Source organism: Paenibacillus sp. Marseille-Q7038 (assembly GCF_965111595.1).
In genome coordinates this window covers 2142899-2164916 of record NZ_CBCOOM010000001.1, presented here as the reverse complement: position 1 = coordinate 2164916, position 22018 = coordinate 2142899, and the positions used below count along the sequence as shown (strand labels likewise).

At 41.2% G+C, this 22018-nt stretch carries 18 protein-coding genes; 17 read left to right on the top strand and 1 reads right to left on the bottom strand.

Translation table 11 applies throughout. The features are described from left to right. Positions 1-40: 40 nt before the first annotated feature. The 16 genes from ACWPWY_RS10230 (at position 41) to ACWPWY_RS10155 (ending at position 20346) form a co-directional block, all read left to right on the top strand. The gene (locus tag ACWPWY_RS10230) at positions 41-2335 is read left to right on the top strand and encodes a helix-turn-helix domain-containing protein (protein WP_454191604.1); all 2295 of its coding nucleotides are present in this window, start codon (positions 41-43) and stop codon (positions 2333-2335) included. 426 nt (positions 2336-2761) lie between these two features. Continuing rightward, positions 2762-4384, top strand: coding sequence for an extracellular solute-binding protein (locus ACWPWY_RS10225; protein ID WP_454191603.1), 1623 nt, complete (start codon positions 2762-2764; stop codon positions 4382-4384). Between the two features lie 39 nt (positions 4385-4423). Next, positions 4424-5401 (top strand): ABC transporter permease, encoded by a 978-nt coding sequence (locus ACWPWY_RS10220; protein WP_454191602.1) that lies wholly within the window; start codon positions 4424-4426, stop codon positions 5399-5401. A 47-nt stretch (positions 5402-5448) separates the two neighbouring features. After that, the gene (locus ACWPWY_RS10215) at positions 5449-6321 is read left to right on the top strand and encodes a carbohydrate ABC transporter permease (protein WP_454191601.1); all 873 of its coding nucleotides are present in this window, start codon (positions 5449-5451) and stop codon (positions 6319-6321) included. A gap of 36 nt (positions 6322-6357) precedes the next feature. Beyond that, positions 6358-7470 (top strand): hypothetical protein, encoded by a 1113-nt coding sequence (locus ACWPWY_RS10210; protein WP_454191600.1) that lies wholly within the window; start codon positions 6358-6360, stop codon positions 7468-7470. Between the two features lie 121 nt (positions 7471-7591). Continuing rightward, a complete protein-coding gene (locus ACWPWY_RS10205; protein ID WP_454191599.1) occupies positions 7592-7936 on the top strand; it encodes a hypothetical protein in 345 nt (114 codons plus the stop codon). 66 nt (positions 7937-8002) lie between these two features. Further along, positions 8003-8503: a hypothetical protein gene (locus ACWPWY_RS10200; RefSeq protein ID WP_454191598.1), complete on the top strand. Its 501-nt coding sequence runs from the start codon at positions 8003-8005 to the stop codon at positions 8501-8503. A 167-nt stretch (positions 8504-8670) separates the two neighbouring features. Beyond that, positions 8671-9171 carry a tetratricopeptide repeat protein gene (locus tag ACWPWY_RS10195; RefSeq protein WP_454191597.1) on the top strand — a complete coding sequence of 167 codons (501 nt, stop codon included), beginning with the start codon at positions 8671-8673 and terminating at the stop codon, positions 9169-9171. 634 nt (positions 9172-9805) lie between these two features. Next, complete coding sequence (locus ACWPWY_RS10190; protein WP_454191596.1) at positions 9806-13780, top strand: S8 family serine peptidase; 3975 nt, start codon at positions 9806-9808, stop codon at positions 13778-13780. A 96-nt stretch (positions 13781-13876) separates the two neighbouring features. Next, a complete protein-coding gene (locus ACWPWY_RS10185) occupies positions 13877-15112 on the top strand; it encodes an S-layer homology domain-containing protein (protein ID WP_454191595.1) in 1236 nt (411 codons plus the stop codon). A 112-nt stretch (positions 15113-15224) separates the two neighbouring features. Beyond that, positions 15225-16265, top strand: a complete 1041-nt coding sequence (locus ACWPWY_RS10180; RefSeq protein ID WP_454191594.1) for a serine hydrolase domain-containing protein — start codon at positions 15225-15227, stop codon at positions 16263-16265. Positions 16266-16391: 126 nt separating this feature from the next. Then, positions 16392-16661 (top strand): HPr family phosphocarrier protein, encoded by a 270-nt coding sequence (locus ACWPWY_RS10175; protein ID WP_454191593.1) that lies wholly within the window; start codon positions 16392-16394, stop codon positions 16659-16661. Positions 16662-16796: 135 nt separating this feature from the next. Continuing rightward, entirely contained in the window at positions 16797-17609 is an 813-nt protein-coding gene (locus ACWPWY_RS10170) for a class I SAM-dependent methyltransferase (protein ID WP_454191592.1), read from the top strand. Positions 17610-17829: 220 nt separating this feature from the next. Beyond that, a complete protein-coding gene (locus ACWPWY_RS10165) occupies positions 17830-18723 on the top strand; it encodes an ABC transporter ATP-binding protein (RefSeq protein WP_454191591.1) in 894 nt (297 codons plus the stop codon). A 20-nt stretch (positions 18724-18743) separates the two neighbouring features. Further along, positions 18744-19532 carry an ABC transporter permease gene (locus tag ACWPWY_RS10160; RefSeq protein WP_454191590.1) on the top strand — a complete coding sequence of 263 codons (789 nt, stop codon included), beginning with the start codon at positions 18744-18746 and terminating at the stop codon, positions 19530-19532. Positions 19533-19551: 19 nt separating this feature from the next. Further along, complete coding sequence (locus ACWPWY_RS10155; RefSeq protein ID WP_454191589.1) at positions 19552-20346, top strand: ABC transporter permease; 795 nt, start codon at positions 19552-19554, stop codon at positions 20344-20346. 150 nt (positions 20347-20496) lie between these two features. Here the strand turns inward: ACWPWY_RS10155 and ACWPWY_RS10150 are convergent, their stop codons facing one another. Next, complete coding sequence (locus ACWPWY_RS10150; RefSeq protein ID WP_454191588.1) at positions 20497-21438, bottom strand: urea transporter; 942 nt, start codon at positions 21436-21438, stop codon at positions 20497-20499. A 254-nt stretch (positions 21439-21692) separates the two neighbouring features. Between ACWPWY_RS10150 and ACWPWY_RS10145 the strand changes: the two genes are divergently transcribed. Continuing rightward, positions 21693-21995, top strand: a complete 303-nt coding sequence (locus tag ACWPWY_RS10145) for an urease subunit gamma (protein ID WP_454191587.1) — start codon at positions 21693-21695, stop codon at positions 21993-21995. Positions 21996-22018: the final 23 nt, after the last annotated feature.

Here is a 22018-nt window from a genome sequence, read left to right as displayed (position 1 = left end):
TTTCTATACAAATATCGGTACCGGAAGGACGGTGGGATGATTGGGACAACTCTATCAGAAAGAAGGGATCATTGCGAGAAAAGGATATAAGCGTATGCTGCTGTCCTATTTACCGCTTGTACTCATATCCATTTCTGCGGTTGTCTTTATTTCTTTTATCATCGTTACCGACATGATGACCCAAGAAGCGGAGAGGGCCGATACACTGACTGCTAAACGTGTGGTTGATACGATCGAAGGAGCCGCACACGATATGGAAAGCATGGTTCTTCGTGAACTGGCGGTGAATCGGCCTTTATATGATTTTATGAATACTTCCTCTAATGACAACATGAGGCTTATTCAATATGAGTTGTCTACAGATTTAAATAAACTGGCGGCGAGTTATCCAGCGATTCAGTCACTTTATGTGTATCGATCGGAAGATGCAATGGTTTTAACTTTGCAGGAGATTATGCCGCTCTCTGAGTTCTCGGATAAGGAATTTATAGCGGCTCATTTTCCATTGACAGAAAGCGGGAATTGGCTGAGGGCAAGGTTATTTACAGATCAGCATTCGACAAAGTCAACACAGGTCCTCTCCTTAATTCAACGTTTTCCCCTGCCGCTTGGATCGGAGGGGATTGTTGTGGTCAATGTGAATGTAGAGAAACTTATTGCACTGTCAGCCGATATGCGCAGTGATGATTTATCGGTGATGAAGATTAGTGATGTCAAAACCGGCGACATGCTCTATTCAACAAATGAGATGGAAACAGAAAGGCAACACGATGATGTAAAGGTGGATAATAGGTATACCTTTCAGTATCGATCGGATTATCTGGGCTGGACGTTCTACAGCGGCATTAAAGAAGGATCGCTGTTTGCATGGGTTTCTATTCTATCTTATATTTGGATCGCTATTGGCATTTTAGTGCTGCTTACTTGTGTATTTGCGAGTGTTTATATTTTCAAACGTAATTATCGACCGGTAGAGCTGCTAATAAGCAGGATACAGCAGTTCCCTCTTCAAGATCTTCCTAAGCAGAAGGCAATGGATGAGTTTGCTTATATTGAGAAGGCACTGGAGAATTTGGTAGAGACAAATAAACGATATGAACAAAGGCACCAGGAAGATTGGATGCTGGGAAAACGGCAGTTTCTCCGGGATTGGTTGGAGGGAGAAGCTGTTAATTCAGAATGGGAAGAAAAAGCACGGCAATTCGAAATACCAGTCGATGTTCATTTATGTTCGGTAGCTCTTATCGAATTAGATCTTGATATAGATTTTCAGAGACAAAATCAGGATCAAGATCAAAGAGTTTTGAAGTTTTCTCTAGCGAATGTTGTTCGAGAAGAGTGGCAGCAAAAAGGGCATTTGGAACTAGAATGGGTGACGCCAGATCGACTTGCTGTTCTGTGGTTGCACGAAGTGGATTATGTCTCGGAGAATCAGACGAAGCAACTTGATGAGCTAGCGAGTTGGATAAAAAAACACCTAGGAATCATCGTTCGAATTGGAGTCGGACAGCTGGTTTCACACCACTTAGAAGCTGCCGTTTCCTATCAGCAGGCAAGTCATGCACTGAGGTATAAGCTAATTAGCGGGAACGTTATGTTGTACGCTCACATAGAGAGGACTTCTCCCTATTCAGCATATACTTATTACCGTCATGTGGCGGAATGTATAAGACATTTACATACGATGAACGAGGTTTGGCGGGAAAAGATCGAAACTATTTTTGAACAAATGGAGAGAGATCGGCTGGCGGATGAAGAAATATACGCAATCATTGACTATGCAGCGATGCTTCTGCTGGAAGAGGTAGAAGGGATAGCTGCTTTTGATGTCAAGAATAAACTTCGAGACCAAGTCGCAATGATGCAAGAAATGGTGGGGCAGGAGGCTTCTTTTCAAGGGTTATCTAGAGTGTTTAGTGAACATCTGGAACGTTTCTATGTGCGGTATTGTACCTATAAGAAATCAAATAAATATCAGGAAACGATTAATCGGGTGAAACAGTACATTGAGCAAAATTACACGGATCCAGACCTGTCCCTCACACAAATCAGCGATAAATTCGCCTTGAAACCAAAGTATGCAAGTCAACTTTTCAAAGAAGAATTCGGTATGAAATTCGTCGATTTTCTACTAAGACTGCGAATGGAAGAAGCGAAGAAGAAACTGATTGAAACAGAGGATTCAGTTCAAGATATCGCGATCCAGATCGGGTATGCGACCTCTATCTCCTTTGGACGAATGTTCAAGAAAATGGAGGGAATAACCCCTGGGGAGTATCGTAAAATGACAAGTACTCATCTCGAATCTTCGCGACTGGAACAAGTGTTGAAATGAGGAAAGCATATTTTAAGAAGAAATTATCTACATGTCTCTTGACGAGAGGAGTACAGCCAAAGGGCTGTTTCCGATATTTGCTCAAGGGGCATTTTTTATTACGAAGGAAAAAGAAAGAATGAATCATTATCCGTTGTACGCTTAGGATTTGTATCATTGTAAGCTACTATTTGTGCGTACAGCGTATATTCATGCCCGATTCGCTGGATATCTGCAGATAATGGTTGATCATCGGAATCCGGTTTATCATGAGAGGGGAAAACCCTTGCTGGATAAGGGTTTAAGGCTAATAAAAAGTATAGAGAAATGGTCTATTTCGTCTGAAGTCAAATTCAAGTTATAACAAAGATGCGAACCAGGCCGATTCTGATTTTGGCTAAAGGACACGCTTATCCATGGAGAAGATGGAAGGGGACTGAAAGGGAAATGGTAAACCGTGATGTAGCAGCTAAGTACTGGATGAAGAAGCGATGGGGAAAAGGGATATCACTTATATTAACTTCGGCATTCGTCGTCAGTTTATTGTCTGGTTGTGGCAGTACCGTAATGACAGCTGGGAGTGAGAAAGTCCAAGAGGGCGCAAAATCTTCTTCCAGTAACGTAACCCTAGAAATTGAAGTGTATGAGCGGGGAGAAGCACCAACGGGAACTTCGATAACAGACAATTATTTGACAAAGTACGCACAGACCAATTTCGGAGATCCAAATGGAATTATATTAGAATACGTACCGGTTCCACGCTCAGAGGATGTTCAGAAGCTGAATGTCATGATGGCCTCGGGTGAAGTACCTGACATTATTTTCACTTATGACGAGAATCTTGTATATAACTATGCAAAGCAAGGTGGGTTGACCGAATTAGATGCGTTACTGGATCAGTATGGATCTAACTTAAAAACTTTCCTAGGCGAAGAAACACTTGAATATGGAGTCTTTGAAGGGACTCAATATGCGATTCCAGCTAAAAGGGTCAATATTGGAAAATACGCTTCTTATATTCGTCAAGATTGGCTGGATGAGTTAAGTTTACCTGCCCCACAAACGACGAATGAAGTGTATGAAACATTACAAGCTTTTAAAGAACAGAAACCAGGAGGCGCGGATCAGGTAATTCCTCTCGGATTTTCTCTGACACCGGCTTCGTATGAACCCATCATATGGGGACTCACAGAAGAATTGACGGAAGAGCAGAGTATTACGCTTACCCATCAGTTAGGTTCACGTGACTATCCAACGCTGCTGCCTGGACATAAAGAAGCACTTCGCTTTCTGAATAAGTTGTATTTAGAAGGTTTAATGAGTCCGGATTTTGCACTGGATAAGGATAAGAAGAAACTGAACCAAGATATTCAGACAGGAAAAGTGGGAATGTTCGGAGCTGACAGCATCGAACCGCTGCATGAGACATATAAGAACTTGAAGACGAATGTTACTGGAGCAAAGCTTACCGCGATTGATCCCTATACAAACAGCACAGGGGATCATTTTAAACCACTCTACAAGCCTGCAGGCTTATATATCATTATTCCAAAAGCAAGCAAGCATGCTGTCGAAGCGATTCAATACCTGGATTGGATGGCACAGGAAGATACATTGTTTGCGATGCAAAATGGTGAGGAAACGAAACATTATCGGCTAGAGCAAGGGATTCCTGTTCGTGTGGAAACGGAAGATGCCAAGAAGGATCTATTTAACACAGGAGATATGGCGATTATCAGTAATGGACAAGATTTCGGTGATGCAGAGAAAAACAAAATGGCAGACTTAATGTCCTTATCTGAAGAAGATCGCGAGCTCGGTAAACAAGTAAGAGACATTACACTTGTAGACGGTGTGAAGCCAGTACGCTTTGACAAACCTCTTGAATCACAGATTAAATATGGAACCTTGCTTCAGGGGAAATATGATGAGCTGGTAGCCAGATCAATACTGGCAAAAGCAAATGAATTCGATGCAACTTACGATATGCTGCTCAGTGACATGATGAAAAGCGGCGGAGATGCGATATTAAAAGATCGTCAAGAACTTTATCAAGCGATGAAAAAGTAATAATCTTTTCATTCACACACCTAAGAAAGGAGAAGTGGGATGAAGACAGAGGCCAACCTAGAGTCTGGAGCGGTTACTAAGCGTCTTCTAAGTTTACACGGAGGTACGGTGAGAAAACAGAAATGGAAAAAATTCATCCGCAACTGGCAGTTATATGTCCTTATTTCTTTACCGCTGATCTTCTTTCTATTATTTAAGTACGGCCCTATCTATGGGATTACCATCGCGTTCAAAGATTACAACTTGTTCACTGGGATTGCGGGCAGTGAATGGATCGGTTTAGAAACGTTTCGTGAAATTTTTGCGAATCGGGAGTTTTATGTTGCACTGCGTAATACGCTTATGCTGAATTTTCTCGATCTGCTCGTATCTTTTCCTGCCCCGATCATTTTAGCGATCATGCTGAATGAATTAACGTCTGCAAAAATCAGGAAAGTATCTCAGACGGTATTGTATCTGCCGCATTTTATTTCCTGGGTGATCATCGGTGGCGTGTTCTATCAAGTATTTGCTACAAATTCAGGTATTGTCAATGAATTGCTCGGACGAATAGGAATAGGACCTATTCCATTTTTATCCGATCCTGCCTATTGGGTGGTTACTTATTTATTAACGGGGGTATGGCAAAGTGCAGGCTGGGGAACGATCATATATCTTGCTGCGATCGTGGGCATCAACAAAGAATTATATGAAGCAGCCAAAATAGATGGAGCTGGCAGGTTCGCTGCTATTCGTCATATTACTTTGCCGGGCATACGTACAACCATGGTGACCTTACTCATATTAAATTTGGGACAGATGGTACAGATCGGGTTTGAACGTCCTTATATCATGGGAAATGTGATGGTTAAAGATGTTTCGGAAGTACTCAGTACGTTCACCTATACCATAGGATTGCAATCAGGACAATTCTCTTTCGCTACGGGAGTGGGTCTTTTTCAAGGCTTGGTAGGACTTGTATTTATTCTCGGAGCTAATAAGTTAGCGAAACGTTTGACAGGTAACGGCATTATCTAAGCTGGATATCTCCTTTAGGTATGGAGGACATGAAAGGAAGATAGATCATGAGTTTGCTTTTCAAGGATCGGCTGTTCAGAGGCGTCAACACGGTATTGATTATCTTATTCTCGCTCATGTGTCTGGCGCCGTTCCTGCACGTGCTCGCTGTATCGCTGAGTTCTAATAATTCAATTTTGTCAGGAAAAGTGATGCTCTGGCCAGTGGAATGGAACTGGGAAGCGCATAAAAGAGTCATCGGTGATATAAGTATGTTAAGATCCCTTATTTTTACGATCGGACTTACGTTGCTTTACACCGTACTATGCATGGCAATGACCATTGCTGCAGCATATCCGCTTACGAAACCTCAGTTGCAGGGTCGAAAGATGATGATGTACCTTATCGTGTTTACGATGTTTTTCAGCGGGGGGATTATTCCAGAATATATCCTCATTAAGGAACTGCATTTGGTTAATTCGATGTGGTCCCTCATTTTACCTCATTTAATTAATCCTTTTAACTTGATCATTATGATCAGCTTCTTGCGAGCAATACCGAAAAGTTTGGAAGAAGCAGCGGAAATCGATGGATGCAGTCATTTTGGTGTCCTGTTTCGTATTGTTTTACCCCTATCCTTGCCGGTCATTGCTGCACTTAGTCTATTTTATGCGGTTAGCCGTTGGAACGGGTTTATGGATAGCTTGTTTTACATCACAGATCCAAGTATGTATCCTCTGCAGCTGAAGCTATATCAGCTCGTAATGAACAATATGTCCAATGATACGATGCAGATGGAGGGAATTCGCATGGTAGAGGTTTTGCCGGAAAGTCTGAAGGCTGCCAGTATCATATTTACGACGGTTCCGATCTTACTCGTGTATCCGTGGCTGCAGCGTTACTTTGTGACGGGTGTCATGCTGGGCGCCGTGAAGGAGTAAGGACGGGATTATTAATCTAAGAAATGGGGACTGAGGATGAATCAGAAATGGGGATTAGGTAAAAGGGTGTTGGCAAGCGCTATCGTAGTGGGAACTTTACTTACAGGACCAATAGTAGAAACACCGGTTAGCAAGGCGGAAGCATCGGTAGCTCTCAGCTTAAATGCACAGGAACAAGCTGAACTTGCAAGTTTCTGGTCACCGATATTGTATCAGGATGTAGGCTCTGCTCCTCAGGAGGATATTCCGGTCCCTGTGAATTTTGACGGTGACTGGTCAGCACTAAACAGCTGGAATAACATTGGGAAATATGGAAAAGGTAGCAGCCTTCCCCTGAACCCAGCCACATATTGGTCTGTAGTTGAAAGTGAGACACATTATTTTATCAGCTATAACTTATTCTACGCAGCGCATAATCCGCAAGGGACACTCGGTGATCATGAGAATGATATGGAAGGAATGATGTTCACTATTCGAAAGCCGGGAACGGCTAAAGAAAACGGCAGTGTCGTAACGAACCCAGAGGGGGAACTTGAACTAGCACTCATGCCGCGTCACGCTAAACTAGGAATGTACTCTCCTGCCACAGGGGGAGGTTATACTCCGGGTCTCAGTACGGTCTATTATGATGGAACATTTACAACAGAAACGAATGCAACAGGTACACATGTACTTGTATACAGTGCTCAAAATGACGAGAAATACACAGAATCAGACGGCGATTTCGGGCATGCGCTCAAACCTTACAATGGAAATGGAGCCAAAGGGAAGACGGGTTACGTATTTGAGTGGGGCGGGAACGGTGTTGTAGTCACTAACATGAATGCGGCTGGTCAGGATATTTGGACACAAAAGTTAGGGGATTTCGATAACACAAAGCAGCTGAATAGTTCTCTGATTCCTCTTGAAACATCTCTATGGCCATTACGAAACGATTTTACACTAGATCTATGGAGTAGTTATGGTACCTTCAGAGGAGATGAAGGTCGTGCTAATGCAGCTAATACTCCTTGGGGATGGAGTTTTGAAGGTTACCGTGATCTAGGTGGAGGCCGTATGCTTTATGATCCAGCTGGATTTGTAGATGCGTTATTTGATGGTTTGGGTTCGTTCTCACATACCTATATTACGAATGCATATGAATTATAAAAGTGGAATGTGAGAATTTCACAAAGGGAAATGCCTTACAGACGGGACAAATGTCTGTAAGGCGTTTTTTTGTCTTCATAACCTGATACAATGGAAAATAAGAAATGAAATGAGGGATACCATGAATATTGAAATAAACAAGGATCTAATTGAGGATAATTGTGGTAATTTATACCGCGCCGTTCAGATAGAAGGGAATACACTTATATTAGTCAATGCATTTGTAGAAGCCTCTTTCCGCGAGGTACTGAATTTTAACAAAAGTGAGAATGAACAACTTGCGGCTTACGAAGGAGAGTATGTCGGAAAACAAGCGATGGATATCGTAAGGCATGATTATGTTTATGCCCTCAAAGAGATGGATGGCAGACTATATACGTTGCAGGATGTTGAGAAGGTATATGACGTGAACTTTATTAAGATGATCGAATTTTTCAGACCAAAAGGTTACACATCCGGATCGTGATAGCCGGTTTTAAGTCGTTATCTTTATGGCAAGCATCTTAACTATTGATAGTAGGGGGAAGCGTGTATGGAGCTCTATTTCAAGGATCGTTTTTTTAGTTCAGGGACATCTGAAATTTTGGATGCTTCAGGCAGTGAGCTGGGTCACATCGATTTGAAAAGTGCCTTCGGGTCTTCGCTGGATATCTATGATTCTTCGCGTAATCTGATCTATTCAGGCAAATTCAGAGTGTTCTCTAATAAATGGAATGTACTTGATCCTCAAGGAGAGACGATCGGCATCGTTCGATCTAGAATGAGTTTTCTTGAGAAGAAGTTTGAGTATCAGGCAGGATCGAGAGGAATATTTACGATTACCTCACCCGCATTCTCTAGAGATTTTACGATCATGGATGAGCAAGGAGAGATGGTAGCTGGATTTGAGAAAATCTCGGGTTTTTTCAGCTCAGGAGCCTATCGCCTGCAAAATAACTCCTCCGAAATAGACAGCTATGAACTGATTGCGGTGATTATGGGGGTTCATTCCATTCGGAAAAGACAGAGTCAGGCAGCCAATTCAGCGCCCTAATGAACGTAGTAACTAAGAAAGGGACACAAATACGTGTCTCTTTTTTTGTTGAGCTGTTCAGCTGGGACTAAATGAGTCTAAATTAAACATGACTTCTGAAGTAGATTATAAGCTGATAATATATTAGGAAAGCAATAGAAGAGCAATGGAAGAGAGTAGGAGAATTTATGGATTGTTTATCACAGGCAGTGCAGTTAAGAGAGAGTGGACAAAACGAACTGGCGCTTGAGGAGTTGCTTAAGCTTGAAGATCTTTCACGGGATGGGGAACTTCTGATTGATTCTGCACAGTTACATTATCAGCTTGCCTGGACGTACGATACGTTAGGGCTCGAAAAAGAAGCAGTACCTTACTATGCAGCTGCACTTTCAGGCGAATTATCCAAGGAAGACAGAGCCGGAGCATTACTTGGACTAGGCAGTACCTATCGAACGCTTGGCCAATATGAGGCATCAGAAAAGATTTTTGAGACCGCAATAGTTGAGTTTCCAGAGAGACGGGAATTTCAAGTTTTTATGGCAATGGTTCAGTACAATCTTAAAGAACATAAACAGGCGATGAAATTGCTCTTGCAGGAAATTGCTGAACATTCAAGTAATGCCGGTATACAGAAATATAAACGAGCGATTGCTTTTTATGCAGATAAATTGGATGAACGCTGGGACTAATACAATACAGCGGGGGATTGTCGAATACCTTCCCTCATAGGAAGAATCATTTCGTAATAAAAAGGTCTGAACCCTAGTGTCAGTATACTGTGGTTCAGGCCTTTTTATCTATGAAAACAAAAGATCTAGTTCTTGGTACGGATCGTTTCTCGGGGATAAAAAAAGAAGTGTAAACAATATGCAACGCACTAGGTCTAGCGAAATCGGGATCAGTGATAAAGGCAGTAGCTCTAGATTCCTATCTTTTAAAATACTAGGTAAAATTATGACTCATGAAGACAAAATAACAATAGATTATACATATTTCAACCATTGGATGATTAATGATGTGTCAAGTTATTTGACCTATACAAGATCGAATTGTTAGTTTTCTACATCAATACGACTATATTTTTATAGATAAAACAGGTATATGGTATGAAATCTATCATTAAATAGGAGAAACAGACGATTCTACAAAGTTTTTACCTATGTTAAATTAAAATAGTTTTTGAAAGAACAAACTGCTTTTTTTCAAGCTTACATAAAAGAATTGATCTAGAAAAGGAGACATGCGATGAGAATAGAGTGAACAAACTCCCCTAAATTTTGCTCCCGTTCTACCCATCTACCGAATTGAATAAGGAGGAATACCATGCAGTCTAAGCCATTCATGCGTAAAGTGATGTCGCTCTCCGTCGTATCTGCTCTTTTTATATCCAGTCTTTTCCCTGCCGTCGTCTCTGGTGCCGAAGCTAGAAAATTTAATTCCGAAGCATTTCAAGTGGATTCAAGCAAATTATCTTCGGTCACATCTAAAAATCTGAACATGAGTAAGAAAATAGAAGCGATGAAAAACAAGAACGGTGGTATAAAAGAAAACTCATCTATTCAGAAAGTGGACTCTTTAGATTCTGATAACAACGATAAAAAGAGTTATAATATAACGCCTAAAAACTATGTTCCTGCCTCTGACAGTACGGATCTCATTAGTGTAATTATCGAACTAACCGAAAATCCAGTGGTTGTAGAAGAGGCAAATCGTGAACAAGGAGTAAGTAAATCAGGAGCCAATCAGCGAAACATCGTTAAGAGTCAGCAGACCACATTTGCGGCTGCGGCTGTGAAACTGAATGCAAAACTGAAAACAAATTACACAGATGTATTTAACGGTTATGCGCTTGATATTACAGCAGATAAATTGGATTCTTTACTAGGTCTTCCTGGTGTGAAGGCGATTTATCCTGATGCAGAAATGAAAGCATCGCCAATTAGCAGTGTAACGCCGAATATGGATGACAGTGCTCCCTTTATCGGTTCGGATACGTTCTGGGATACCGGCTATGATGGTTCTGGAATTAAAGTAGGTGTTCTGGATACTGGAATTGACTATGATCATCCGAGTTTGAAAGATGCCTACAAAGGTGGATATGACTTTATCGATAACGATAATGATCCATATGAAACCCAGCCTGATCCAAACGATCCGGAAGCAGCAACGGAACATGGTACGCATGTGGCGGGAACGATAGCCGGACGCGGAAACCCGCTGGAACCAGATGGCACTGCGGGATGGGTACGCGGCGTTGCTTATGGTGCTGATCTCTATGCATACCGTGTTCTTGGACCAGGCGGTTCCGGTGCCACATCAGGAGTTATCGCAGCGATTGAGCGTTCCGTGCAAGATGAACTCGATGTCATTAATCTCTCGCTTGGCAGTGCGATTAACAATGAATACGATCCTTCTTCCGTCGCTCTTAATAATGCAGCTCTAGCAGGAGTCGTAGCTGTTGTTGCGAATGGTAACGACGGTCCAGATGGTTATACGCTCGGTTCACCTGGATCAGCAGAGATTCCTATTTCCGTAGGAGCTTCTACACCACCTCTTAATGTTCCAACAATTGAGGCAGATGGTCTTATTAAAACTTTCGGCAGTTTGATGACTTTCTCTCCCGATCTTTCATCTCTTCAAGATACACCGATCGAAGTTGTTGCAGCGGGGCTTGGAAGAACGGAGGATTTTGCAGGTAAAGATCTGACAGGTAAAGTGGCACTCATTCAGAGAGGGACAATCTCCTTCACCGAAAAATCACTCAATGCGCAGGCTGCAGGAGCAGCAGTGGCTGTGATTTATAATAATGCACCCGGTAATTTTGGGGGTACCTTAGGTGAGCCAGGAGATTACATTCCTACTTTAAGTATTTCTTTAGAAGATGGTACTGCGCTTAAAACCAAAATAGATGCGAATGCAGGTTACAAAATCAACTTTGGTGTAGATTTGCAACAAAATTTGATGGGAGACTTTAGTTCAAGAGGGCCTGGTCTTCCCAAATACGGTATTAAGCCGGACATTTCGGCTCCAGGTGTAGGTATTCGTTCTTCCGTTCCGGCATATGGCGGAGATTATACGGATGCATACGCGGATTTGCAAGGTACAAGTATGGCTGCGCCGCATATTGCGGGAGCTGCAGCACTTTTGCTTGATAAAGATTCATCCCTGAACCCGTATGAGATTAAGGGACTGATGACGAATAATGCTCTCAAGATTAGTGATCTAAAAGGAAATCGTTATACCCATAATGAACAAGGTGCAGGGCGTATTGATTTAACGAATAGTCTGAAAGCCAAAGCAGTAGCCCTTGTGGAAGAAGCAACAACGGCAGTAGAATCAGGCACTGCTACACCATATGAAACAGGTCTGCTTTCGTACGGAATTCTCGCAGGGGGACAATCTGCAACGAAGACCATTAAGGTCAGTGATATCGTGTCTGAGAGTTCGGCTTATACCATTACAACAGAGTGGTATGGAAATGCTCCAGGTACGCTTACTGCAAGTGAGTCTTCTGTAGAAGTAACAGCTGGAGGAGATACAGAGTTTACGGTAGGCCTTACGATGAATGCAGATACACTCAATGGAAATTATGATGGAGAAGTGATTTTGACCGAAACTTCGGGTCATCAGCTCAAAATTCCCGTATATGTATATGTCGGCGAACCGATGAAGATTGATATCGTTTCTGATCTTGAACTTATTCCGCAGTTCTTCTCTCCAAACGGAGATGACATCTTCGACACAGCAGACGCCTTTTTCACAGTAAATGTGGCAAATAACTATTTCTCACTTGATGTATTTGATGCTTACACAGGGGAATGGATTGGTGTTGTCGCTGAGGTTCTAGATGGTTTAAACCCAGGAGATTATAACTTAACAGGTTGGGATGGCCTCGTTTCAAATTATGAAACAGAGTTTGCACTCGACTCAGATGTTTACGTTCTGGCTCCTTATGTAGGTATTGGTGATGAAGAATTAGAAATTGTAGAAGATGCTACGTATGATTTTGTTATCGATAAAGAAGCACCTGTCAGTTCTCTTCATGATCCTGCGATTCAAGTGAAAGATAACACTGGGATAATTACAGGACAAATTGAAGAAGAGCTCTTAGTTAAACTGCTTGGGAATTATTCGGGTCTTATCGTGGAAGCAGAATATGAAGTAGATGGCAAACCGGAATTTGTTCCCGGTACGATTGATTCAGATGGGAAGTTTACCATTGAAGTACCCGTAACGAAAGGAAAGAATCAATACAATATCTATGTGTATGATTTTGTTGGCAATGGTTTTTCTGAGCCTGCTCATGTGGTGAAATATGAATCAGATGGCGAAGAAGAGCCGGAAGAGCCGGAAGAACCAGCACCGGGTGAAATCTCACTTTCGGCAAATCTCTCTAAAAAACAAGTATCCGTCAATGAAACGTTTAATGTAGATATTGATTTTACCGACACAAAAGATCTTTATTCCGCTCAATTCAGCTTAACGTACGATAAAGATCTCGTGAAGGGTTCGGTAACCCCAAGCGTAGCGCTTGCTACTTATCAAGAAGAAGTGAATCCAGGAGTCTCTCCGATTATTAAAGAGGGTACGGTAGATCTTGGTGATGGAAAAGCGAAAACGGACTACGTCATTTCTCTTGCTGGTATCCCGGATGGATATTCTGGTAAAGGAGCACTTGCCTCATTTCATTTTTCTAGTCCAGAAACAGGTGAATACACGTTTTCTCTGTCCAATGTTCGTGTCTTAAATAGCGAGTCAGAAGATATCACTCTTGGGAAAGTTTCGAGTGGTACTGTTAAAGTATCGCTGGCTCCAACCCCTGATCCGGATCAATTCAAGATCACAGGCAGCATTGATGCAGAGGCCTTCCAAGATGTGAATTACAATGATACTTGGTACCAAGGCGCTGACGGGGTTCACAAAGTCGTTGTGGAAGCACTGAATGCGAGCGGACAAGTAGCGGGTTCAGGTGTGGTAAGTGCAGATGGAACGTATACTATCGAAGTCCCTAAAGGAACCTATACCGTGCGTGTGGTTGTACCAGGTCATATCTCTGAATCGGGTTCAGTCACCGTAGATGGTAATGAATCCGTGAACTTTGGACCACTTACCGCAGGGGATCTAAATCAGGATGGTCATGTAAATCTCGTTGATCTGCAGCTCGCAGCGAAAGTATTTGGTGCTGAAAAAGGAGCGAGCTGGCCGAATGCAAAAACTTCATCCGCTGATTTAAATCGTGATAATAATGTTGATCTACTCGATATATCCTTCATTATTAACAATTATGAAATCGAATAATGAAGTAGAGTTGTTAGAGTAAGTTTAGCTGAAGAGAGGATGGGACATTGACGTCCTCTCTCCATACATACCTAAGACGACAGGAGATGCGGGAGAATGAAGATAATGAAGACAAAGAACAAATGGATCGCTTTCACAGCTGCAATGGGGATCATGTTCTGTGTTATTCCAGTAGGTTCACTATCAGCAGCTTCAGAGGTAAAGAGTACGAATAAGGCTTCCGATGTCGATCTGCCGATCGTTCGTTTGGTACCTTCGGCATATCAGGCTAAGGTGGGGGATACGATTGAGGTTGCTATATGGCTGCAAGGATTTACAGGTGACTACAGCCAAGTTCAAGGGTACGAGATTCACATGAATTATGATACAGCTCTGCTAGCACCAGACACAGGTAGTAAGAAACTTTCTCCGCAGGTCTTCAAGAAAACAAGTAATCCAATGAGTCTTGTTAATAAAATTGATTCGGCAGGAAGTGTTCAGATTTCAGAAGCGATCACTTCACAGAACGCTAAACTTTTTGCTGGATATGGAAAAGTAGGAACGATTTCATTTCGTGCCTTAAAAGAAGGAACAGTCACATTAAAACAAGCCAAGTCTATTATTATTCAGCCGAACAACCCAGGGCTAAACATGAAGCATCAAACGAATGAACCTACGATTACGATTCGTCAGAGCGGTACAGTACCGGATAAAGTGAATGAAAAGACCCAAACCGTAGGAGACTTGCCTGTCAATAAAATAAATCAGCCTAACTCTTCCCAAACACTCGCAGGTTTTAAAGATCAAGGGGCAATAACGAAACTAAAATGGGCACAGGATTCAATTATAACGCTTGCGGCAAGCGAGGTTCTGCAAGGTACAAAGGAAGGGAATTTCGAACCGCTTCGTGATATGACAAGAGCTGAATTTGCTAAATCAGCTGTAGTGGCACTCGGGCTTGATATGAAACAGCAGACAGTGCCTACTTTTTCAGATGTCAAAACCTCAGACTGGTACTATGATTATGTGGAAACGGCAGGAGCATATGGACTGATTCAAGGGAGAGAAGACAAACAAGGTGAGATAAATTTTAATCCAAATGCACCAATTACAAGAGCGGAGCTTGCTGCTATTCTAGCCAGGCAATTAAAGAACAGCGGTAAAGGGATGACGAGTGACAATAAGAATCCATTCACTGATATTCCATCCCATTGGGCAAAAGAAGACATCGTTTATCTATATGGGAACAAGCTGATTCAAGGCAAGACAGCAACCACATTTAAACCTGGGGAAAGAGCCAGCCGTGCCGAAGTAAGTGTACTGCTAGAACGTGTTATGCAAACTGTAAAATAAGAGGAAAAGCCGTTTCATTCCTAACAAGGAGCGAAGCGGTTTTGTTTTGTAACCTAACAATATCCATGTTACCATAGTAAAGAATAGACATATGACTTGGAGGGTTTCACTTATGAATAATCAATCTTCTGGATTCGATCCTATATATCATTTTATAGAGCAAAATGTAATAAATAAGAAATGGCCTTCCGCTGTATTTGGCATTACGAATCGCGATGAGATTCTAGATCTTCGCTCCTATGGCACTTATGAAGATGGAAGAGAAATAAACAGCAAGACTATATTTCCTGTCTTCTCCATAACAAAGCCGATGATTGGGCTTGCCATTATGCAACTTTGGGAAAAAGGTTTGCTTCATCCAGGTCAATTAATAAGCAAGATTCTACCGGATTTTGCGGAACATGGGAAAGATAAGCTTGCCTTATGGCATCTCCTTACTCATACATGTGGTTTAGATCAACGTTATTTGATGGAATGCGCTCAGGGCAAACATGCTCCTGATGGCTTACTTCATCCTCATCTATATACTGCACTTGCGGAGAGCCGCTTAGAGTCTGCTCTTGGGCAGGAAGTCAGCTATAATAATGCGGCATTTACCGTACTGGCTGAGATTATAGAACGGATAAGCGGCATGACCTATGAAGAATATCTGAACAAACATATTTTTGAACCGCTTGGAATGAATGATACCGGATTTGGCGGGGTTCATCAGGATCCATCCAGAATGGCACCCGTAGCTGGAGCGGAAGCGATGGCGAGTCAAATGGATTCACTCGTTGCAGCCAAGATTCCGTTCGGTGGCCTATTCAGCACAGCAGATGACCTGCTTCTTTTCGCTAAATCCATGTTAAGACAAAGCGAGACCAAAGAAGGTAACTTCTTAATTAAGCCTGCGACCTTTAAACAAATGATCACACCTCAAACGTTACATATCGAAGAGGTCGATTCCGATTATGGTTTCGTATGGAAGACTCCAATCCGTCATAAAGGATTTATAGAGCGTGAAATTTATGGTCATAATGGGATGGGTGGATGTATGGTTTGGATGTATCCAAAACAAGATGTTGCTTTTGTATTAATGACAGCTGCGTTAGGTAAGCCCGTTGACAATATTCATATCCATAATGTATTCACTTCCAGTTTACAAGGTTAATGCGGGCGACCCTTACATGAATTGGATAAAAGGGTATATTTACCAATCTGTGAATTTGAATTAGAATAGTTTTATGAAAACATGTGAGCAATAACATAAAGTAGATTCGAAAAGGAAGTGGCGAATGTGAGAGTTCATGAATTCACAGTTCATTCGAATATTGATCGGTTTGAATTAATTCAAATCTCGAACTTGGCTTCCCGTTTTATATCTCAGATTGTCCTCTCATATGTAGATAAAGATGAGCACGAACATATCATAGATGTGAAAAGCTTGCTCGGGATGATCTTTCAACCGATTATACCTGGAACCCATCTTCGCCTGTCCGCAAAAGGAAAAGATGAACTGGAAGCGCTCGAAGCCATGTTAGATCAGTTCAGTAAGATACAATCGTAAGTGAAAATAGAAACCAACCTTGAGTTCATATTCTGTGCATACAGAAGGATCTCAAGGTTTTTTTCTATATTTTTATATGAAAAGCAATTAATTTCCATTACAATAAAGGATAACTTATGGAAAGAAGGAATGAATATGAACCATATATCACGTAATCGGGCATCGATGCCGGCAGGGACTTCCGTTATTGTCAATCAGCGATCGCTCGAAGCATCGAACCGAAGACTTGCAGCACTCCTGCAGACGGGCATGTCAGTTCTTGATGTTGGCTGTGCCAGCGGAGCTATTACCCGCGGAATTTCTGAAAGGGTAGGATCAGATGGAAAAGTCACCGGAATCGATGTAAGTGATCGGTTGATACAAGAAGCGATAGAAAATTCAGTTCATCTGACAAATCTTGAATTTGAAGTAGCTGATATATACAATTTGCCTTATGAAAATACATATGATGTCATTACTGCCGCACGTGTCCTGCAGTGGCTGTCGGAACCACAGAAAGCGCTTGAGCAAATGGTCGGTGCTGTAAAACCAGGCGGTACGTTGCTTGTTCTTGATTACAATCATGAAAAAATAGAATGGTCTCCTGCACCGCCGGAAGCATTTTTGCACTTTTATTCGGCGTTTCTGAAGTGGAGACAGGACAGCGGTATGTCAAATGAAATAGCGGATCAGCTGGTTTCTTGTTTTGAAGAGGCAGGACTTAAGAATGTAATTAAGTATGAACAGCATGAAAAAACGTCAAGAGGAGATCTCGATTTTGAGAGCAGAATCGCGATCTGGGCCGAAGTAGCAGAAAGCCGGGGCAAACAATTGGTATCTGATGGTTATCTTACGGAAGAGGAACGAATTGAAGCAGAAGTTTCCTATCGTACATGGGCTGCGCAAAAAGCGACAGGAATGAAGATGTATTTGCTTGCCGTAGAAGGTAAGAAACCTGAACAGATTTAAGAAGCAGAAGATAGGGAGTAAATATGTAAATAAAGTGAACCGGAATCTGAGAAGTAACCGGTTCACTTTATTTTGATTGATTAATTCAATTATAAATAACATGGAAGAGGTATTACATATGAGTGTTATTCATGTAAGCGGGCTCACAAAGGTGTATCGACAATACAAAAGATTCCCGGGATTACTAGGTTCTTTAAGGAGTTTGGTGACTCGGAAGTATGTGGAAGAAGTTGCTGTTCGTAATATCTCATTCTCTATTGATGAAGGTGAGGCTGTCGGTTACTTAGGTCCAAACGGTGCGGGAAAATCGACGATGATCAAGATGATGACGGGAATATTGGTTCCTACTTCAGGACAATTAAAAGTTCTAGGCTCTACCCCTCATGAAGCGAGGAGACAAAACTCTCAACATATTGGTGTTGTTTTCGGGCAAAGAAGTCAATTATGGTGGGATTTACCTGTCCAAGATTCGTTTGATCTTCATAAGCATATTTATAGGCTTTCCGAATCTACATATAAAGCAAATGTAAAATATTACACAGAGCTCTTATCTTTATCTTCTTTCATTGAAAAACCAGTTAGACAATTAAGTCTAGGTCAGAGAATGAGAGTTGAAATTGCCATGGCTTTGTTACATGAACCCAAAATTTTATTTTTAGATGAACCGACGATTGGGCTTGATGTAGTTGCTAAAGAACAGATTAGGCAATTTCTTAGAACAATCAATCGGGAGAAGAAAGTCTCTATTATTTTGACTACACATGATATGAAAGATATTGAGGAAATTTGCCATAGAATGATTGTGGTAAGCAAAGGGAACATGGTGTATGACGGGTCAGTTGAAAACCTTCGAAAGAAGTTAGGGGATCAAAGAAAGGTGATTATCTATTTTAGGGAAGAGCCAGAATCAATTGAATTACCTGAACTAAAGTTAATGGAAGAGGAAGGTTTAAGAAAAGCATATTTATTTGAGCAAAAAGATAGGACCGTATTTGATTGTGTCAGTCAGATAGCTTCGAAATATTCTGTTGAAGATGTTTCTATTGAAAGTGTAGATATAGATTCCGTGATTCGGAAACTTTATAAAAAGCTAGAAGAAGAGCAAGCGAACTAGAAGAGAAGGGAGGAGAATGATTGAAAACATATATCATGTTTGGGGCGAAGATATTCTCAAACCAATTATCATATCGTTCTGAAGTATGGTTACGATTGTTTGGGAATTTTGTAGCGATTCTTATTTTGACGGAGATTTGGAAGGCTGTATTAGGAACTGGGGAAATTAACGGTATAGGTGTAGAGCAAATGATTACATATAGCATAATTAATACGCTTCTTGGTGCCTTATTGCTAAATGGAATTAGTGAAAAAGTTGATAATAGCCTCAAATCAGGTTTCATTGCCACAGAACTCATAAAGCCAATTTCCTATCCTTTTTATCTATTATCCGAGGGACTAGGGAATTCATTTTATCAACTGATATTTACTTCGATCCCCTCTTTATTTATTGCTTGGTTTTTCTTTGGTTTTCTTCCTCCGGCTTCTGCAATCCATTTTCTAGGGTTTTTGTTTGCTTTAGGTTTGGCACTTGCTATTTCGTTTTTATTAGGGTACCTCATATCCTTACTAGCTTTTTGGTTAATGAATCATTTTGCATTGAATTGGATGATGGGAGGACTAATCACTATCTTTTCAGGTTCCTTTCTACCATTATGGTTTTTTCCTGAATCATGGCAAACCATTACAAAAATATTGCCATTCCTGTATCTGGGGTATTTCCCCGCAGCAATCTATTTGGGAACAATCACAGTTCACGAGATAGGTAGTTTGCTTATTACCGGACTTGCATGGATTGCAGGGTTAACTCTTCTTGTATGTTGGTTATGGAATAAAGCGATCAAACGATTAGTTGTTCAGGGTGGATAAGGTAGAGAGGCTGATATAAATGACAATGAGGTTATTCGGCAAATTAGTCTTTTTGCTCACAAAAGAAAGATTGGAATACCGTGGTGATTTTTTACTGGCTTTGATTGCTCAAATTATTAATTACACTGGCGATTATCTTATCATTTGGCTGTTTATTAGGAAATTCGATACTTTAGCTGGATGGACTTGGCCAGAAATAGCACTCTTATATAGTCTTGGTTTGTTCACTTATGCATTAGGAGCTTCCTTTTCTTTTGTTCAAATGCGGGACCTCGAGAATCAAGTGAAGAATGGAACGTTTGACTCGATACTTATTAAACCAGTAAACCCTTATTTATATATAGTTTGTAGAGGATTTAACTTAGGTTATCTTGCTCATGTAGCAATTTCAGGGTCTGTACTGATCTGGGCACTGTATGAACTGGATTTATATCTGTCCTGGTATGAGTTCATGTATCTATTCCTGTGCATTATCGGCGGAGCTATGATTCAGGCAGGGTTTATGTCGGTGATCGGAGCGATGTCTTTTATATGGGTTAGGACGAGCTTCTTATTCACTCTATTCTTTAAATTTAAAGAATTCATCTCTTATCCGCTCCCTGTATTCGGTACGTTCATACAAGTGCTTTTGACTTTTTTGGTTCCATTCGCATTTATCAATTTTTATCCTGCTGCATTTTTACTTTCTAAAGGAACAGCACTTTTGTCATCTTGGGCAATGTGGATGGTACCTCTGATGGGTCCGGTTTGCTATGTCTTAGGTTATCGTTTATGGATGCTAAGCGTTAATAAATATCAGGGGGCAGGAGGTTAGATCAAATTGTTTTTTAATATTGAAAGTAAACTCTTAACATAAAAAATCCCTTGGGGCAGTAGAAGATAGATTAGATTTCTCTTAATCTCTCTTCTGCTGATCTCTTAAGGGATATGATTGATATTCTACTAAGCTCCGAATACCCGATTATTATATATTAGGTAGCGCCTTTCTTGCGGCGAGAAATAGCCAAGTAGATAGAACAAAAGGCATCGTCAGAGTTGGAAGGCCATACGGCATCATCCAAGTAGTTACGCTTGCTGTAACAGGAACAGATACCATAGCTGCGATGATACCGGTTATAGGTGCGAAACGGCTTTTTGCATCGAACACAACCCCAACTGCCAGCATCGTTAATACAGCGTTAAATCCATAAAGTCCTGAATTGAGCATAGAGACTTCAGCTCCTAGCCAGTAAGCTGTTAACAGAGCAACAGCGGAACCAAGGACAGCATATAGTCCAAGCTTCCAGCCAGCCCAAAAGATCCCGATTAAAATCAAAATACCTGCCCAGAAGCTGTCTTGGAAATAGACTTGTCCAACCCCGGAGACCATTCCCTGTATCGAGTTCACTGTACCCTCGAAATGGAGATTCAGATGAGATAGATCCTGAGGAGTAAGGTTAGGATTTAACTTAAACAAACCGAGACGATAGGACGCAAGCAGTAGAAACCAAGTCATAATAATGTAAGGAAACGTGAGTACAGGTATACTCAGATGCTCCATCCATTGCATCATTGCTACCGTAAATAGAGCCGCAACGACAGCTCCAGCCAGTGCAATAGCAAAACGAATGCCGCCTTGTAGATTGAGTGAAATCGCTATACCGGCTAACACGGAGTTATATCCGAGCAGCCCTTGGTTCACAAGCGCACGCTTTGCTCCTCCGAGTCTCCCAATCAAGACAGCAATGAGAGAAGATAGTAAGGCAATGATACCGAGTGAGACGGAAGAAAACATAATTGCAATGGTAATAAGGAGTCCTGTAAATGCATTTTCAATAAATATAACTTGGGAAATCCCTTTAAAAGTAGCAGAGATTAGGGGAGAAATCGTTTCCTTGTAAACTGACTTTTGGATATCTAAATGCATTGTAGTCTCCTTTTTAATCTTGTTATGTTAGTAGCTGGAAAAGGACAGAAAAAAATTTGCCATAAAGTGTCGATTTTCGTTTATAATGAGTATATGCAATTTGTGGTATATATAAATTATGATATAATAAGAGGACTAGGTTAGTAAACCTTAATCTCGATAAGAGACTTATATCCCCTTTAATAAGGTCCTAACCTAAAGGGTTTTCGACAGTTTTATATAAAAATAATGTTGGATATTGTGGAGGCGAAACTATGCATTTATTGCCGCGTGAGATTGACAAACTATTAATTGTTGTTGCTGCGGATCTTGCCAAACGAAGAAAAGAACGAGGACTCAAATTAAACCATCCGGAAGCTGTTGCTTACATTACTTATGAAGTACTCGAAGGTGCACGTGATGGTAAAACAGTTGCTGAATTGATGGAATTTGGAGCAACTATTTTGTCGCGCGAAGATGTAATGGAAGGTATTCCAGAGATGATTCACGATATTCAAGTAGAAGCTACTTTTCCAGACGGTACAAAATTGGTAACAATACACAGTCCAATTCGCTAAATACGAATTGATAGGAGGAATAC